The organism is Vibrio bathopelagicus (assembly GCF_014879975.1).
Lineage (GTDB): Bacteria > Pseudomonadota > Gammaproteobacteria > Enterobacterales > Vibrionaceae > Vibrio > Vibrio bathopelagicus.
This window is the reverse complement of record NZ_CP062500.1, coordinates 589,268-604,461: the sequence shown is the minus strand read 5'-3', so window position 1 is coordinate 604,461 and position 15,194 is coordinate 589,268. Positions and strand designations below refer to the sequence as shown.

12 protein-coding genes are annotated in these 15,194 nt (G+C 44.0%); 2 read left to right on the top strand and 10 right to left on the bottom strand.

All coding sequences use genetic code 11. The features are described 5' to 3' along the window. Nucleotides 1-111 precede the first annotated feature (111 nt). From ileS to murJ, 3 genes are all read right to left on the bottom strand, one after another. Nucleotides 112-2,970, bottom strand: coding sequence for an isoleucine--tRNA ligase (ileS, locus tag IHV80_RS02720; RefSeq protein WP_192889984.1), 2,859 nt, complete (start codon nucleotides 2,968-2,970; stop codon nucleotides 112-114). Between the two features lie 63 nt (nucleotides 2,971-3,033). Continuing rightward, nucleotides 3,034-3,969, bottom strand: a complete 936-nt coding sequence (gene ribF, locus IHV80_RS02715; protein WP_016799151.1) for a bifunctional riboflavin kinase/FAD synthetase — start codon at nucleotides 3,967-3,969, stop codon at nucleotides 3,034-3,036. 70 nt (nucleotides 3,970-4,039) lie between these two features. Then, nucleotides 4,040-5,602: a murein biosynthesis integral membrane protein MurJ gene (murJ, locus tag IHV80_RS02710; RefSeq protein WP_318842409.1), complete on the bottom strand. Its 1,563-nt coding sequence runs from the start codon at nucleotides 5,600-5,602 to the stop codon at nucleotides 4,040-4,042. Between the two features lie 250 nt (nucleotides 5,603-5,852). Here murJ and rpsT point away from each other — a divergent pair, with 250 nt between their 5' ends. Next, entirely contained in the window at nucleotides 5,853-6,113 is a 261-nt protein-coding gene (gene rpsT / locus IHV80_RS02705; RefSeq protein WP_012603273.1) for a 30S ribosomal protein S20, read from the top strand. A 183-nt stretch (nucleotides 6,114-6,296) separates the two neighbouring features. Here rpsT and IHV80_RS02700 read toward each other — a convergent pair whose 3' ends face one another. Further along, nucleotides 6,297-6,590 carry an ArsR/SmtB family transcription factor gene (locus IHV80_RS02700; RefSeq protein ID WP_009848443.1) on the bottom strand — a complete coding sequence of 98 codons (294 nt, stop codon included), beginning with the start codon at nucleotides 6,588-6,590 and terminating at the stop codon, nucleotides 6,297-6,299. A 101-nt stretch (nucleotides 6,591-6,691) separates the two neighbouring features. Continuing rightward, nucleotides 6,692-7,582, bottom strand: a complete 891-nt coding sequence (gene nhaR, locus IHV80_RS02695) for a transcriptional activator NhaR (protein ID WP_017106778.1) — start codon at nucleotides 7,580-7,582, stop codon at nucleotides 6,692-6,694. Between the two features lie 389 nt (nucleotides 7,583-7,971). On the opposite strand from nhaR, the gene IHV80_RS02690 reads away from it, so the two are divergent. After that, the gene (locus tag IHV80_RS02690) at nucleotides 7,972-9,117 is read left to right on the top strand and encodes a Na/Pi symporter (RefSeq protein WP_192889983.1); all 1,146 of its coding nucleotides are present in this window, start codon (nucleotides 7,972-7,974) and stop codon (nucleotides 9,115-9,117) included. A gap of 454 nt (nucleotides 9,118-9,571) precedes the next feature. Here IHV80_RS02690 and IHV80_RS02685 read toward each other — a convergent pair whose 3' ends face one another. From IHV80_RS02685 to rppH, 5 genes are all read right to left on the bottom strand, one after another. After that, entirely contained in the window at nucleotides 9,572-10,423 is an 852-nt protein-coding gene (locus IHV80_RS02685) for a thymidylate synthase (RefSeq protein ID WP_010434826.1), read from the bottom strand. 9 nt (nucleotides 10,424-10,432) lie between these two features. Then, nucleotides 10,433-11,254 carry a prolipoprotein diacylglyceryl transferase gene (lgt, locus tag IHV80_RS02680; protein ID WP_010434825.1) on the bottom strand — a complete coding sequence of 274 codons (822 nt, stop codon included), beginning with the start codon at nucleotides 11,252-11,254 and terminating at the stop codon, nucleotides 10,433-10,435. An 88-nt stretch (nucleotides 11,255-11,342) separates the two neighbouring features. Beyond that, nucleotides 11,343-12,134 (bottom strand): sulfite exporter TauE/SafE family protein, encoded by a 792-nt coding sequence (locus tag IHV80_RS02675; protein WP_065105635.1) that lies wholly within the window; start codon nucleotides 12,132-12,134, stop codon nucleotides 11,343-11,345. An 8-nt stretch (nucleotides 12,135-12,142) separates the two neighbouring features. Further along, nucleotides 12,143-14,392, bottom strand: coding sequence for a phosphoenolpyruvate--protein phosphotransferase (ptsP, locus tag IHV80_RS02670; protein WP_192889982.1), 2,250 nt, complete (start codon nucleotides 14,390-14,392; stop codon nucleotides 12,143-12,145). Nucleotides 14,393-14,394: 2 nt separating this feature from the next. After that, nucleotides 14,395-14,913, bottom strand: coding sequence for an RNA pyrophosphohydrolase (gene rppH / locus IHV80_RS02665; protein WP_009848435.1), 519 nt, complete (start codon nucleotides 14,911-14,913; stop codon nucleotides 14,395-14,397). Between the last annotated feature and the right edge of the window lie 281 nt (nucleotides 14,914-15,194).

Below are 15,194 nucleotides of genomic sequence, written 5' to 3'. Positions count from 1 at the left end.
GAATGAATACGAGAAGTCAGCTTGGTTAAACACATTTCCTATAATTAAAAATAACCCCAGTTGATACTGGGGCTATGATTTTTACAAAAAGTTCAGTCTTTCTCTGAGTCGTTATGCGTACTTACGCACTTCGCCTTCACCGTCGATGTTCGACACACAACGACCACAAATTTTCTCGTGGCTTTCAATTGTGCCTACATCAGGAGTGTGGTGCCAGCAACGGTCACACTTCTCAGCTTCAGTTGCGGCAACTTCAACGTATAGACCTTCAACGTCTGTCGCTTGAGCTGTATCAGACTTATCGCTAAGTGGCTTAACAACAGCAGCAGAAGTGATAAGTACGAAACATAGCTCATCTTCTAGCTTGTTGATTTTAGCCGCTAGTGCATCGTCAGCGTATAGAGTAACTTCAGCCTGCAGTGCACCACCGATTGTTTTCTCTTTACGAGCATCTTCAAGAAGCTTGTTCACTGCACCACGAACTGACTGGATTTCAGTCCAGAATTCGTTGCTTAGCTCTTCGTCGTCAGCAAGACCAAATAGGCCTTCGAACCACTCGCCTGTGAATACAAACGTATCGCGCTCGCCTGGCATCTCGTTCCAGATTTCATCTGCAGTGAACGACATGATAGGAGCCATCCAACGAACTAGAGCTTCTACGATGTAGTAAAGCGCCGTTTGACAGCTACGTTGAGCATGGCTGCCCTGTTTCGCTGTGTACTGGCGGTCTTTAATTACGTCTAGGTAGAAAGAACCCATTTCGATAGAACAGAACTGCATTAGACGTTGAGTCACACCGTGAGTGTTGTACTCACCGTATGCTTTAACGATCTCTTCTTGTGCAGCTTGAGCACGGCCAACAGCCCAGCGATCAAGTGCTACCATTTCTTCAGCAGGAACTAGGTCAGTTTCAGGGTTGAAACCGTTCAAGTTCGCTAGGAAGAAACGAGCCGTGTTACGAATACGACGGTAAGCATCAGCAGAGCGCTTAAGGATCTCGTCAGAAACCGCAACTTCGTTAGTGTAATCCGTAGAAGCAACCCATAGACGTAGAATATCTGCGCCTAGCTTGTTAGTTACATCTTTAGGAGCAACAACGTTACCGATAGATTTAGACATCTTACGGCCGTTACCATCAACCACGAAACCGTGCGTTAGCACTTGCTTGTATGGTGCTTCATCTTTCATCGCGATAGATGAAATCAAAGATGACTGGAACCAGCCACGGTGTTGGTCAGAACCTTCAAGGTAAAGATCAGCACTGTGCGTTCTTTCTTCATTCGGGAAGTTGTACTCTTCACGAGAATCTACAACAGAGAAGTGCGTTACACCTGAGTCGAACCATACGTCTAGCGTATCAAGTACTTTCTCGTACTTGTCAGCGTCTTCAGCCCCCATCAGTTCAGCAGCATCTACATCCCACCAAGCTTGAATGCCTTTATCTTCCACAAGCTTCGCTACTTTTTCAATAAGAGCTGGGCTATCTGGATGAAGTTCTGATGTTTCTTTATGAACGAACAGAGCAATTGGCACACCCCAAGTACGTTGACGAGAGATACACCACTCAGGGCGACCTTCGATCATACCTTCGATTCGGCTTTGACCCCATTCAGGCATCCACTCAACACTCTTTGTTGACTCTAGTGCTTTTGCACGTAGGCCAGCTTGATCCATAGAGATGAACCATTGTGGTGTTGCACGGAAGATGATTGGAGTTTTATGTCTCCAGCAATGTGGGTAGCTGTGCTCGTAAGCGTGGTGGTGCAGTAGTGCACCTTTCTCTTTTAGAACTTCTAAAACAGAATCGTTCGCTTTGAATACATGCTGACCAGCAAAAAGCTCAGTGTCTGGCAGGTAAACACCGTTTGAACCAACTGGGTTAGCGATTTCTAGGTTGTACTTCTTACCAACCACGAAATCCTCTTGACCGTGACCAGGAGCGGTATGAACCACACCAGTACCAGAGTCAGTTGTTACGTGTTCGCCAAGAACTGCAGGAACCGTAAAGTCGTAGAACGGGTGGTTGAACTGAGAAAGCTCAAGATCAGCACCAGTTGCAAAACCTAGGTTATGGAAACGCTCGATACCCGCACGATCCATTACGTCTTTTGCTAGTTCAGAAGCAACAATAATACGTTGAGCAGGCAGTTCGCCATTCGCTTCAACTTGGATAAGCACGTATTCAAGATCATCACGTAGACATACTGCGCGGTTAGCCGGCAGAGTCCATGGTGTTGTTGTCCAGATAACGATAGAGATCTCGCCTTGACCAGCGTGGCCTTCAGCTAGAGTAAATTTCTCTAGTAGAGCCGCTTCGTCAGCTGCAGAAAATTTCACATCGATAGATGGAGAAACTTTATCTTTGTATTCAACTTCAGCTTCAGCCAGAGCAGAACCACAGTCAGTACACCAGTGAACTGGTTTGAAACCTTTAAGTAGGTGACCTTTGTCTGCAATTTTACCTAGAGAACGAATGATGTTCGCTTCTGTGCCGAAATCCATAGTGCGGTAAGGTTTGTCCCACTCGCCCATGATACCAAGACGTTTGAAGCTCTCTTTCTGACCTTCAACTTGGCCCGCAGCGTACTTACGACACTCTTCGCGGAATTCAGCAGCCGAAATCTTCTGACCAGGCTTACCTTTCTTCTTCTCAACCATCAACTCGATTGGAAGACCGTGACAGTCCCAACCAGGGATGTACGGTGCATCAAAACCAGAAAGGGTCTTAGATTTGATAATAATGTCTTTAAGAATCTTGTTCAGCGCGTGGCCAATGTGAATGTCGCCGTTCGCGTATGGAGGGCCATCATGCAGCACGAAAGATTTTTTACCTTTCTTTGCCTTACGGATTTCACCGTAAAGGTCTTCTTTGTACCAACGCTTAAGCATTTCTGGTTCACGATTTGCCAGATTGCCACGCATTGGGAACCCTGTTTCTGGTAAGTTCAGGGTATCTTTATAATCACTCATCGATTCTTAATTCCGTTATATTGGGCGAAGTTAGACATTATGTTAATCGGTGGAATCATCCGACTAATTCTTTAGCTGAAGCAGCCACACCCTTGCGGCTTCAGCATCCAATTCTATTTGATTCTTTAATGCGTCGAACGATTCAAACTTTATCTCGTCGCGCAGTTTGTGTAAAAGTCGTACTTCTAACTGTTTACCATATAAATTGGCTTTAAAGTCAAAAAAATGCACTTCTAATTGCTGCCTTACACCATTAACCGTTGGTCGTTGTCCAATATTAGCAACGCCACCGACAGGAACACCGTCGATATCTAATGCTTCAACAACATACACTCCAGAAACAGGAGAAACACAACGCTTTAATGGAATATTAGCGGTAGGGAAACCGATAGTTCTCCCTAATTTACGACCATGAGAAACACGACCACTGATACTGTAGTCACGCCCTAGCATGGTAGCACTAGAAGCCAAATCATTGGCCGCTAACGCATTTCGTATCTCAGTACTGCTTACTCGTAATTGGTTTAAGCAATAGCTTTGGGTGCTCACCACCTCAAAACCATACTTCTCGCCCGCTTCTTGAAGCATAGCGAAATTACCAGTACGACCCTTACCGAAGCAAAAATCGTCACCGACAACCAAGAATTTCACGCCAAGCTTATCAACCAAAAGGTCTTTAATGAACGCTTCCGCAGACAAGCTTGCAAAATACTGATTAAAATTCACACACAATAAACGACTGATATCTAGCTTACTCAGTTGCACGTATTTATCTCGTAAGCGAGTTAAACGTGCTGGTGCTTTACCTTTGGCAAACAACTCCATAGGTTGCGGCTCAAACGTCATGACAACAGAAGGGAGCCCTAATGCTGCAGCTTGTTTAGAAACCTGGCTCAGAACCTCTTGATGCCCTAAATGAACACCATCGAAGTTACCTATGGTTAATACACAGCCATGATGCTGTGCTTTAATATTGTGTATACCTCGGATCAGTTCCATTGTGATCAGCTAAAACCTGTTATTTACATCATTTATTGTGTGAAACCGACGGATTATATACTAATCAGTATTAATCTGTCGCTGCTTTTAAATGTTTTACTCGGATACCTAAAACCAGTATCGACACAATATAAGCAAAGGCGCCAAGTGTGATCAACCCTGTTAGTGTCAACGCTCTTTGGTTAAAGCCCCAAGCAAGCCACAATTGCATATTGTCTAGCTGCCATAAAATCACGCCAACCATTACCGTACCTGAGATCAATAATTTAAGGCTAAACAACAATGTAGTCTTGGTTAAACGATAAACACCCGCTAAATGCAAACCACGATAAAGCAGAGTCATGTTCACGAACGCAGACAACGCCGTTGCGATCGCCAAACCAACATAGCCATAGAAATAAGCGAAAATTGCGTTAAACACCATGTTAGTGACCATCGCAATGATGCCGTATCTCACCGGTGTTTTGGTGTCTTGACGAGAATAATAGCCGGGAGCCAATACTTTAATGAGCATGAAATTCAGCAAACCTGAAGCGTACGCCACCAAAGACATGGAAGCCTGATTGACATCATGGGGAGAAAACTCTCCACGCATGAACAACACCATCAACATCGGTTTTGCTAACACAATAAGGCCGAACATCGCAGGAATGCCTAGCAGCAGTACCATGCGCACACCCCAATCCATGGTATGAGCAAACCCTTCTCCTTCAGCATCAACGTGTTTACGAGATAAAGCCGGAAGAATAACCGTCGCAATGGCAATACCAAACAAACCGAGTGGAAATTCCAATAATCGATCCGAGTAGTACAGCCAACTGATAGAGCCCGTCGCTAGAAAACTGGCAATGAAGGTATCGAACAACAAATTGATTTGACTCACTGAAACACCAAACAAAGCTGGGATCATTAACGTGCGGATCTTAACCACGCCCGGATCTCTCCAACCCCACTTAGGCTTAACCAATACTCCTGCTTTAATCAAGAAAGGCATTTGGAACAGGAATTGAACTAAGCCTCCAAGAAAAACGCCGATGGATAAACCAATTTCAGGCTGTTCTAAATTAGGAGCAAGAAACCAAGCACAAGCAATGATCATTACGTTCAAGAACACAGGCGTAAATGACGAAACCGCAAATTTGCCCATGGTATTGAGGATTGCACCCGATAACGCGACAAACGTAATGAACCATAAATAAGGAAAAGTAATTTTCAACATTAGGCTGGCGAGTTCAAACTTAGGCGCCGAGGGGCCGTCGTTAAGCCAATCAATAAACCAACCCGCACCAAACATTGCGGTGATAACCCCAGAGCCTAATACCCCAAGCACAGTGACAATAGAAACCAACACCCCTAGTGTACCGGATACCTTTGCTATCAAGTCTCTAGTTTTATCTTTATCACCGGCGGCGTGATATTCCGTTAATACTGGTACAAAGGCTTGAGAAAAAGCGCCTTCGGCAAACAGTCGACGTAAAAAATTAGGAATTTTATTGGCGAAGAAAAATACGTCTGCACTTGCTCCTGCCCCCATTAAGTTTGCTACTACGACATCACGCACTAGCCCCAAGACACGGGAAACAAAAGTCATTACACTGACAATCAGCCCTGACTTTAATAGTCGTTTACTCACAGAAACCTCTGACACTGGTTGATTACTTTCAAGCAAGGATAAATACTATCCTATCCTTAGAAGCATAATTATTAGCATTGGTCTAAAAATGCTGTTAGAATCCCCGCCATCTTAACCGCGATGACCTTTCCATACCAAAATTTGTTTGGCTGAGATTGGTTTTTGCACAAATCATTTGACAATTAAGCGCCTATGAGGGATAGTCCTCGCCCTTAAATTGTCACCGAACTAAGTTTTTGGGAGTTAGACCTTGGCAAACAGTAAATCTGCTAAGAAGCGCGCTATCCAAGCTGAGAAACGTCGCCAGCACAATGCTAGCCGTCGTTCTATGATGCGCACTTACATGAAAAAAACTATTGCAGCTATTGAAGCTGGCAATAAAGAAGCTGCAACTGCTGCTCTTGTAGAAGTTACACCTCTTCTAGACCGTATGGCGACTAAAGGCCTTATTCATAAGAATAAAGCTGCACGTCATAAGTCTCGTTTCGCTGCTGCAATCAAAGCTCTTTAATAGAAATTTGATTACAACGCAAAACGAAAAAAACCGGCCTCGGCCGGTTTTTTTATATCTGAAATTTGGCGAACACATCTCTAAGTCTTACTAATAATCGTTTAAGCCTTACGAATAAATAGCGACACTTCCTTGTGCCTATCTTATTTCTGATAGGAAATGAGCTAATCCACCAGCAATAAGCTACTTGCAATACATACCATGCAGTAGGTTAATCATCGCTTTTACTTCTTCACTGCTCAATGTGTAATACACCGTCTGAGCTTCTTTACGAGTTTCGACTAAGCCATCTCTTCTCAACCAAGCAAGGTGTTGAGATAACGCTGATTGACTCAATTCCAACTTGCCACATAACTCCCCGACCGACAGCTCTGTGCCATGCAATAAGCACAAGATCTGTAAACGTCGCTCGTTGGCCATGGCTTTGAGTAGAATAACGGCCTGCGCCGAGTTCTTCTCCATCTCTTTTAAGTTCATAGTCTGGCTCCCAACGACTTATTACGCCAACTACGGGCTATCAGTATTTACGGCATATTGCTTGGGTATGATAATCGATATCAATTCATTAACAAACTAACTCATTCGAACAATTTACTAAAATCTGCGTCACATACATTTTTTACTGCTGGATGTTGAATCATCCTTTCCGCAAATATGACGTAGTACTCTTCTTTTAACTCTTCAATATCACACAAAAGTTGCAAAGAGGTGTCTTCTTCCACTTCAGACATATAAAGAGTGGGAGCAAGGAAAATGGCATCATGATGATAACGCGCAAAAGCTTTCATCAAAGCAACATCATCAAACTCGCCCAAAATATCGGGTTTTAAACCCTGCCTATCAAACCACTGCAGTACTTTTCGCCCCATAGAAGTTCGGCTTCCAGGGATCAAAAGCTTCCTTTGTTCTAACACGGCAGGAAAACTAATCCCTTCAACCTTACCAGAACAGAAAAAGCTCATTCCGCTCTCACCCAATTTCTTACTAAAAAGACCAGGGCTTTGGCTTGAATCAACGGGACAGTCGGAAAGAATCATATCGAGTTTATGTTGAGAGAGTTGTTCGAGTAGCATTTCATGGGTCGACTCAAAACAGCGTAAATGAATGCTGTTATCGGGTGGGATAGTCGACATCAATATCTTACTGACTAATCTTTTCGACAGAGCATCCGCAACGCCAACATCAAATAGAATATTGGAGTGCTGGCTATAATTCACGATATCCAGCATTTCATAACTCAGGCCAAACATGCGATCGGCGTACTTGAATACCAACTGGCCAAGCTCTGTAGGCTCAACACTGCGCCCATTACGCTTTGTTAACTTGCCATCCATACGTTCTTCTAACGCCTTGATCTGGCCAGTTACCGTTTGTGGCGTTAAAAACAGAGCTTCTGCGGCTTTAGTAACAGAGCCTTGTTTGCAAACCATCCAGAAGTAATAAAGATGGTTATAGTTGAGATGCGACATAAGTGCGCCGTGGTAAAAGAGTAGATAACCTTTTATATCAAATATGACACCTCCCCTCAACAAACTCGGAAAAACCTAATCTAAATGGTTGTTACCACTTATTTTTTCGAAGTGTGTGATTTCATAATGTAATATTTCATCGATTATTTTCAATTTTTTTCTAACTTTTAAGATCTATATCACCTATAGAAATCACCTTAAAAGTCAAATGAAAACAAGCACTTAAAACACCCACATTAGCTATTGGAATATTTAGAGAGTAAATCATCACAAAAAAGTCTCACCTAAACCAAAATGTAATATTACTGAAATATTTCCCCTCTAACATCACGCTCAGATTAAACAAACAGACCAAACACAGACTTAAACGGTCCAATGGAGAAAACATTATGAACCAAGCTACTACTGCAGCAGCGCCTATCTCGAGCACAACTCGTTGGCTACGCTGGGCTAACTTGGCATTCATGCTTTACCTACTATTACTTTCAGTTTCAATGGTTGGTACAGGCTTCAAATGGGCAACAGGCGAGCAAGCAAAGGTTCTTTTCGAATTTGCTTCACACCCAGTTGCAGGCTTAATGATTGGTTTAGTGGCAACAGCACTTATTCAATCATCAAGTACAGTTACTTCAATTATCGTTGGCCTTGTGGCAGGTGGTTTACCTGTTGAGCTAGCAATCCCTATGATCATGGGTGCAAACATTGGTACTACAGTAACCAATACGCTAGTTAGCCTTGGTCATGTTCGTTGTAAAGATGAATTCAAACGTGCATTCGCAAGTGCAACGATTCACGACTTCTTTAACCTATTAGCCGTTGCTATCTTCCTACCACTAGAGATGGCGTTTGGTATTCTAGAGAAAATTTCTCACTGGTTAGTATCACCGATGCTAGCAACAGGTGATATGAGCATGGGTGGACTAAACTTCATCAAGCCAATCACTAAACCTGTAGTAAGTGCGATTAAAGAGCCACTATCAACATTTGGCGACACTGTTGGCGGTGTAATGCTTATCGTTCTGGGTATCGCGACTATCTTCGTAGCTATCACTGTAATGGGTAAGCTAATGAAGAGCCTAATGGTTGGCCGTGCTCGTGAAATTCTAAAGAACGCAATCGGTCGCGGTCCTATCCACGGTATCGCTTCAGGCTCTATCGTTACTATCCTTGTTCAGTCTTCTTCAACGACAACAAGCTTGATGGTTCCACTAGTAGGCTCAGGTGTTCTTAAAGTACGTGACGTTTACCCATTCACTCTGGGTGCAAACATCGGTACGTGTATTACCGCTCTATTAGCAGCAACAGCAGTATCTGGTGAGTTCGCAGTATTCGCACTTCAGATTGCTCTAGTACACTTGGTGTTCAACATTATGGCAACGGTATTCATCTTCGGTATTCCGTTCCTACGTGAGCTTCCAGTGAAAGCAGCTGATATCATTTCTGACATGGCTGTGAAAAACAAAGCTGTAGTGGCTGGTTACCTTATTGCGGTATTCCTTGTACTGCCAGGTAGCGTATTAGCACTGACTGCTTAATAGCAAAACAAACATCGCTTATAGCAAAGCCCGTAACCTAGGTTGCGGGCTTTTTCTTTTTGGGATCGATACGAGTATCAAAAGAAGAGACGAGATTCGGGTAAACGAGTAACGAAAAGCTACTCCCTCTAATTGTCTGCGTTTGATATTCAGTATCTCACTGACTCAAATCTAAACACGCTCTTCGTATCCCGCATCTCGGCTACTCGCATCTAAACAATCCTTTCGAATCTCACACCTAAACAACCGTCATTCCCTACAGCAAGGCACGAGCGTGATTGGGAGTCTACCCAACACATAACACCCAAAGATTCCCTACTCCTTCCTTCGTCAGTCTAGGGAGTGACGGTTGCTTTTTATCTTCGTATCTCGCATCCCGTTTACTCGTCACTGCTCCCTCAGATACAAAAAAGGCTGCACAGAGGCAGCCTTTCGATCAAAATCATAGATTAGATTACACCGAGAACGGGTACTTAATCGCTTCGTGGCATTCGTAACCTTCAACCCAGAAGTCATCCATCGTTACCCACGTTTCCAGATCTTCTAGAGACTTAATTTCAGGGTTTATATGGAATGTAGGGCCAGCTAGAGGCTCACGCTTCAACTGAACATCGCGCATTGGTGCAAGTTGATCTTCATAAATATGAGCGTTAACAAGCTTGTGGTAAGCCACACCCGCTTTCTTGCCTGTGATCTGCGCCATGATAGCGAGGAACACATACACTTGAACCATATTGAAGTTCAAACCTAAAGGTACGTCACAAGAGCGCTGAGTACTGTTTAGGTACAGAGTGTCACCAAGCAAAGAAAAGTGGTGGCTGTACATACACGGACGTAAACAACCCATGTGGAACTCACCCGGGTTATAAAAGTTTAAGATCTCGCCGCGGTCATCAATACCATTTGTCAGATCATCAACAATCTTCTTCAGTTGGTCGATATGACCACCATCAGGTTTTGCCCATGCACGTCCTTGAACGCCGTAAACGCGGCCCATGTCGTCTTCCCCCTTGCGGTAAGGGTTATTCAACCATGCCTCGTTCAAGTTCGAATTCGCATCCCAAGTTTTAGTCCCTAGTTTGCGAAAATCTTCAGCGTTATCGTAACCTCGGATATAGCCAAGCAGTTCAGCAACTGCTGCTTTCCAAAAGCTCTTACGCGTTGTTACCAGTGGGAATTGGTTATTACCAACATCATATTCAAGGTCAGCATTGATCACAGTTAGGCAGCGCTTGCCCGTGCGTTCATTTTCAATCCAAGTACCGTCATCAACGATACGCTGACAGAGATCTAAATACTGTTTCACACCAATTCCTTACTTCGTTTGTTGTGGTAATTCATCTTTGTAGTGACCACGCTTGTATGCCCAAACCATCATCAGCACGCCGATGATAACCATTGGCAGTGACAAAATTTGTCCCATAGAGATAAATCCACCGAACAAACCTAGGTGAGCATCAGGTTCACGTACGTATTCTACTAAGAAGCGGAATGTACCATATCCTGCTAGGAATAACCCTGACACTGAACCAAGAGGACGCGGCTTTTTGATAAACCAGTTCAAGATAAAGAACAGCACAATACCTTCAAGCGCCATTTCATAAAGCTGAGATGGGTGACGAGGGAGTGGACCACCATTCGGGAACACGATTGCCCATGGCACATCAGTCACACGGCCCCAAAGCTCACTGTTCATGAAGTTACCTAAACGACCCATACCCAAACCAAATGGAACCAGTGGCGCGATCATGTCTGCTACACCAAAGAAGGTTCGACCATTCTTTTTCGCATACCAGAACATCGCAGTGATAACACCAAGCAAACCACCGTGGAAAGACATACCACCAGTCCATACCTTGAAGAGGTAAAGTGGGTCTGCTAAGAAAAGGTCAAAGTTGTAGAAAAGCACATAACCAATACGACCACCAAGCACCACACCAAGGAAGCCAGCAAACAGGAGATCTGATACTTGCTCTCGAGTCCAACCACTATCAGGTTGATCAGCTCGGCGGTTTGCTAACCAAAGCGCGAACATAAAACCGACCAGGTACATTAGGCCATACCAACGAACTGAGATTGGTCCTAGTTCAATAAGAACAGGATCGATATTTGGGAATTCGATAAAACCCTGAGACATACTTGGCTCTCTATCTAAATAATAAACAATGGGGTAACTGCTTCACTGAAGTTAAACAACTCAGCAAAACAACCAACGGAGAAATACATTACAGCAGCATCATCGATGCTATAAACATTAAAAATACCGCAAAGAATTTTTTCAGCACAGGCGTTGGCAGTTGAGTCGCCAACTTAGCGCCAATTCGAGTAGTCAACACTGAGGTGCAGGATATCGCAACCAGAGCGGGTAGATAAACGTAACCTAAACTGAAAGCGGGTAAATCGTTAACCGATGAACCATGCCAAATGAATCCAAGCATCCCTGAAATCGCAATGACACAACCGCATACTGAAGATGAACCTACGGCTTTACGCATTTCCACACCGTGGTGATTCAGGAAAGGCACAGATAAAGAGCCTCCACCGATACCAGCTAAGCTCGATACCACACCAATTCCGCCGCCATACATCATCGTCTTTGCAGAACTAGGCATCACTTTTTGGCTTGTTGAGCGAATGGATAGAAGCATTTGCAGTGCCAATACCAAGACAATCACACCAAACACCTTCGGCAGATATTGCGCAGGAATAACGTCTGCGATGAAAGAACCTAGGAAACCACCGACCACCACTCCGGGCATCAACCACTTCACAACAAAGATCTCGACGTTGCCTAGCTTTAGGTGATTAATCGCAGAAGATCCTGACGTAACAATAATGGTTGATAATGAAGTCGCTAACGCCATCTGCATTGCAAACTCTTGAGGAATACCCGCTTTAGGAAGCAAAAACAGTAAGGCTGGAACCACCAGCAAACCACCACCAATGCCCAGCAAACCCGCTAAAACACCAACAACAGCACCAAGACCTGCTAACAAGCCAATGAGTTCGTATGACACGTTAAATCCTATTTTTTACCCGCTCGAATGAAGCCTGTAAATTCACGCTCTTCGAAATAGTTGAGCATCATACTATAGATGTCACTTCCATACGGTTTTGATAGCGCCTCATTTGCCAAATCTTGCAGTTCACTAAGCTTAGATTGACGAATCAAATACTTAGTCCTTGCGACATTTGAGGTATTCATACTTAACGTCTCATACCCTAACCCAATCAAGAGCAATGCGCCCATTGGATCGCCCGCGAGCTCTCCACATATACACACAGGCAATTGATGCTGTTTACAAGTATCATGGATATGTTTCAATGCCATGATCACTGCAGGGTGCATGGATTCATAGACATCAGAGACACGGGAATTGTTCCGGTCAACCGCCAATAAATATTGAGTTAAGTCATTGGTGCCCACCGAAACGAAGTCAACTTTATCCGCAATAAGCGGAAGAAGGTAAAGCATTGATGGTACTTCAATCATGATACCAATACGCGGCATACGTACTCGATTGTCGAGTTCATGCACTTCATCGTAGGCTTGCTCGATGAGTTGAACAGTATCATCCAGTTCTTGAGTGCTAGAGATCATTGGCAACAAAATACTCAAGTTCTGGCTATCACAACTCGCACGCAACATTGCACGCAACTGGATAATAAATATATCGGGATGATCGAGCGTAAAACGAATACCACGCCAGCCAAGGAATGGATTATCTTCTTCTATAGGGAAGTAAGGTAACGCCTTATCGCCACCGATATCCAAGGTTCGCATCACGACTTGCTTCTCTGGGTAACTCGCGAGCACAGATCGATACTGCTTGAACTGCTCGTCTTCTGACGGGAATCTTTGCTGCAGCAAGAAAGAGATTTCTGTTCGATACAGGCCTACGCCATCCACCCCTTGGTTGATCGCAATATTGGTATCGGCACTTAAGCCTGCATTAAGCAAGATCTCGACTTGTCGGTCATCTTGAGTTTTTGCAGGTAAGTACAATTCTCGGTTAACCATAGAGGAGAGCTCACTCTCTTCTAGAATTAGCCCTTGGTATTCGCTCAGTAGGCTCTGAGTCGGCTCAATAAAGATCTCACCGCTGTAACCATCAACAATCGCTTGTTTGCCATTAGCTTCAGCTAGATTGAGATTTACTCCCATTACCGAGGGAATGCCTAATGCGCGAGATAAAATGGCTGCGTGCGAGTTAGCTGCCCCTTCAAGCGAGACTACCGCCAACAATTTTTCTTTTGGAATCGACGCTAAGACTGAAGCCGTTAACTCACGTACCACCAAGACAATCGGTTTATCTAGAGTCCGCAGCTCGTGCTCTGAGTTATGAAGGAAATAGAGCAGCCTTTGACCCAGTTCGCGAATGTCTTGTGCCCGCTCTCGAAGGTAGACATCAGACATACGGGCAAAGCGGTTAGAGTAACTCTCAACAACCTGTCTTAATGCCCAATCCGCCTTGTCACCTTTTTGAATTTGGCTTTTCAGATCCTTACGCAACATAGGGTCGTTGAGTAAGTGGGTAAACAAGTCAAAGATCGCCAGCGCATCTTTGTTGATTTCACTATCTAAGCGCTTTCGCATGCGCTTGAAGTCGTTGAGGGCATTTTCGACCGCAACCGCCAACAACTCATGCTCTCTTTCAACGTTGAGCGTCGATGCCGGGTAAACATCGGTTAATTCAGGTTGTGTGTTGTCCCACCATAAATCACCGATAGCGACACCGGATGATGCAGCAATACCTTTAATGGCTGGCAGCTTTTGTTGCTCAAGAAGCCAATGGCCTTGAGTTTGGGCATGCGCCACAATAACCGCAAGTTGAGCTGAGAGAGTGACAAGGAAAGACTCTTCCATTTCACTGAATAAACGAGGAGATTTCTGTTGAATAACCAAAACGCCAAGCACTTGCTTACGATGGATAATCGGAGTGCCTAGAAAAGAGTGGTAAACACTTTCTCCTAGTTCTGGAAAAAACTTATAAGCAGGGTGAGCAGATGCCTGTGCAAGGTTAATAGGTTCAGCACTTCTTTTGACAAGGCCAACCAAGCCTTCGTCAAAACCAATGTGAATACTATTCCCTTCGAAGATCAGGCCTTGAGTTGCCATCAACTCAAGGCGCTGCATATCATTATTCGCTAGATACACGGTGCAGCACTCTGTCTGCATCGCACTGCATGTCTCTTTCACCAAAATATCAAGAGCCGTCGACACATCTTCAACTCTTGATACGTGTTCAACTATTTCCCTTAGTTGGCTGAGCATGCTTAACCTCTACGCAATTTGCGTTTTCCTTTTGTTTTTCGCTCTTTAAACGGCATTGCTAAAGATGCGAATTCCTTCATTGCTCGACGGTAAACATCTCGCTTGAAAGAAACAACTTGTCGAACTGGGTACCAGTAACTCACCCAACGCCAACCATCAAACTCAGGTGTACTTCCACGCTGCATATTGATATGCGATTCATCGCAATCTAAGCGCAAAAGGAACCACTTCTGTTTTTGTCCAATACAGACAGGTTTCGAATCCCACCGAACCAGTCGTTTGGGTAGCTTATAGCGTAACCAATGACGACTTGTCGCGACGATTTTTACATCCTTTTTTGTAAGGCCAACCTCTTCATACAACTCGCGGTACATTGCCTGTTCCGGAGTTTCACCTTCATCTATTCCCCCTTGAGGGAATTGCCATGAATGTTGCCCGTATCGTTTAGCCCAGAAGACCTGACCATGGTTGTTACAGATTACAATACCAACATTTAATCGGTAACCATCGCCATCTATCACTGGCCAACCTCTATCTAAATTTTTAATTACACTGATTTTTCCACATATCCCCAATTGGAGCAAACTTAGTGACGTGACAAGCGCTATATTTATGAAGATTAACTAAGAATATGGATAAGTTTTGTTCAAATCTTAGTTACCCACACAAGAGTGAGACATAGACCACATTTATTCACCTTTTCTGTGAATAACTATGTGAAGAATTACCCGCAATCGTTTTTTTTAATCCATACATTCATCAACACCGAAAGTGGACCTTTCACCACCAACAATAAAAAACA

What these genes read in the sequence shown, in the direction of transcription:
- ileS (WP_192889984.1), bottom strand. Translation starts at nt 2,970, where the DNA reads ATGAGTGATTATAAAGATACCCTGAACTTACCAGAAACAGGGTTCCCA.
- lgt (WP_010434825.1), bottom strand. Translation starts at nt 11,254, where the DNA reads ATGTCTCAGGGTTTTATCGAATTCCCAAATATCGATCCTGTTCTTATT.
- ptsP (WP_192889982.1), bottom strand. Translation starts at nt 14,392, where the DNA reads ATGCTCAGCCAACTAAGGGAAATAGTTGAACACGTATCAAGAGTTGAA.
- ribF (WP_016799151.1), bottom strand. Translation starts at nt 3,969, where the DNA reads ATGGAACTGATCCGAGGTATACACAATATTAAAGCACAGCATCATGGC.
- IHV80_RS02700 (WP_009848443.1), bottom strand. Translation starts at nt 6,590, where the DNA reads ATGAACTTAAAAGAGATGGAGAAGAACTCGGCGCAGGCCGTTATTCTA.
- nhaR (WP_017106778.1), bottom strand. Translation starts at nt 7,582, where the DNA reads ATGTCGCATCTCAACTATAACCATCTTTATTACTTCTGGATGGTTTGC.
- IHV80_RS02690 (WP_192889983.1), top strand. Translation starts at nt 7,972, where the DNA reads ATGAACCAAGCTACTACTGCAGCAGCGCCTATCTCGAGCACAACTCGT.